The organism is Micromonospora sp. D75, assembly GCF_018070405.1.
Lineage (GTDB): Bacteria > Actinomycetota > Actinomycetes > Mycobacteriales > Micromonosporaceae > Micromonospora > Micromonospora chalcea.
In genome coordinates this window covers 1-2,019 of the sequence record NZ_JAGPXV010000849.1, presented here as the reverse complement: position 1 = coordinate 2,019, position 2,019 = coordinate 1, and the positions used below count along the sequence as shown (strand labels likewise).

The window sequence follows — 2,019 nt, the reverse complement described above, 5'->3', positions numbered from 1 at the left end:
AGGTCAGGCTCAGGCCGGGCGCGACCGGCCGGGTGCTCTTGGCGGTCTCCAGGCCGCCGGCCGGCTCCACACCGGCGAGCGCGACGGCGGGGTCGGGGCGGGACGAGGCGCGTGGCGCGTCCTCGGCGGCGGTGGCGGCCGGCGGCGCGACGGGCGACGGCCCGGCGGCCGTCGCGGCGGACGGCGTCGGCGCGGTGATGGTCAGCAACGGCGTCAGCAGCAGGACGCCGGCGAGGCGGGCGGGTCGACTGCGGGTTCGCATGGACGACAGTCAACCCGACGATGAACAGAAGTTTCAATACCTAGCGACTGAACCGTAGGAAAACTTCACCATCGGCGGTGCCCGGTACGCGACGAGGGGCACGGCCGCGTACGGCCGTGCCCCTCGTTCGTCGGATCCGTCAGCTCACTCGCCCGGAGTGGACTTCGCGATCTGCATCAGGAACTCGATGTTGGTGCGGGACTGCTTGAGCCGGTCCAGCAGGAGGTCGAGCGCCGCCTGCGAGTCCAGCGAGTGCAGCACCTTGCGGAGCTTGTGGATGATCGCCAGCTCCTCCGGCGCGAGCAGGACCTCCTCCTTGCGGGTGCCGGAGGGGTTGATGTCGATCGCCGGGAAGACACGCTTGTCGGCGATCTTCCGGTCCAGCTTCAGCTCGGCGTTACCCGTGCCCTTGAACTCCTCGAAGATGACCGTGTCCGCCATGGACCCGGTCTCCACCAGCGCGGTGGCGAGAATGGTCAGCGAGCCACCGTTCTCGATGTTGCGCGCCGCGCCGAGGAAGCGCTTGGGCGGGTAGAGCGCGGTGGAGTCGATACCACCCGACATGATCCGGCCGCTGGCCGGCGCCGCCAGGTTGTACGACCGCCCGAGCCGGGTCACCGAGTCGAGCAGCACGACCACGTCGTGCCCCAGCTCGACCAGGCGCTTGGCCCGCTCGATCGCCAGCTCCGCCACCGTGGTGTGGTCCTGCGGCGGACGGTCGAATGTGGCCGCGATGACCTCGCCCTTCACCGAGCGCTGCATGTCGGTGACCTCTTCGGGCCGCTCGTCGACCAGCACCACCATCAGGTGGCACTCCGGGTTGTTGCGGGTGATCGCGTTCGCGATCGCCTGCAGCACCATCGTCTTGCCGGCCTTCGGCGGCGACACGATGAGCGCCCGCTGGCCCTTGCCGATCGGCATGACCAGGTCGATCACCCGGGTGGTGAGGATGTGCGGCTCGGTCTCCAGCCGCAGGCGCTCCTGCGGGTAGAGCGGGGTGAGCTTGTAGAACTCCGGCCGGCGCTTCGCCTCGTCCGGCTCCATCCCGTTGATGGTGTCCAGCCGGACCAGCGGGTTGTACTTGTCGCGCCGCTGCTCGCCGTCCCGCGCGGCCCGCACGGCGCCGGTGATCGCGTCACCGCGGCGCAGGCCGTACTTCTTGATCTGGGACATCGAGACGTACACGTCGTTCGGGCCGGCCAGGTAGCCGGTGGTCCGGACGAAGGCGTAGTTGTCGAGCACGTCGATGATGCCGGCGACCGGGACGAGCACGTCGTCCTCGCCGACCTGCGGCTCGCGGCCGCCACCGCTGTCGCCCTCGCCCCGCTCGCCGCGGCCGCGACGACGGTCCCGGAACCGGCTGCGCCGGCCCCGCCGGCCGCCGCCCTCGCCGTCGTCGTCGCCGTCGTTGTCCCGCTCGGCGCGCTGACCACGGTCGTTGCGGTCGCCCCGGTCGTTCCGGTCGCCCCGGTCGTTCCGGTCGCCCCGGTCGTTGCGCTCGGCGCGCTCGCCCCGGTCGGCACGCTCGTTACGGTCGCCCCGCTCGGCCCGGTCACCCCGGTCGTTGCGGTCGCCCCGGTCGTTGCGGTCGCCGCGCTCGGCCCGGTCGCCACGCTCGGCCCGGTCGCCGCCACGCTCGGCACGCTCGCCGCCGCGCTCACGGCCCCGGCCCTCGTTGCGCTCACCGCGCTCGGCACGGTCGGTCCGCTCGCCGGTCTCGGCGGGCGCCTCCTCGGCGCGCGGCGTCTCGGCCGGCC

Annotated in this window: 1 protein-coding gene and 1 pseudogene; both read right to left on the bottom strand. The window is 72.5% G+C overall.

All coding sequences use genetic code 11. The annotated features are described in order from the left end of the window. Window positions 1–262: pseudogene (locus tag KBX39_RS29865) on the bottom strand (hypothetical protein); the annotation flags it as partial. Window positions 263–406: 144 nt separating this feature from the next. Continuing rightward, window positions 407–2,019, bottom strand: a 1,613-nt coding sequence (rho, locus tag KBX39_RS29860; protein WP_210873733.1) for a transcription termination factor Rho, incomplete at its 5' end; no start/stop codon positions are given.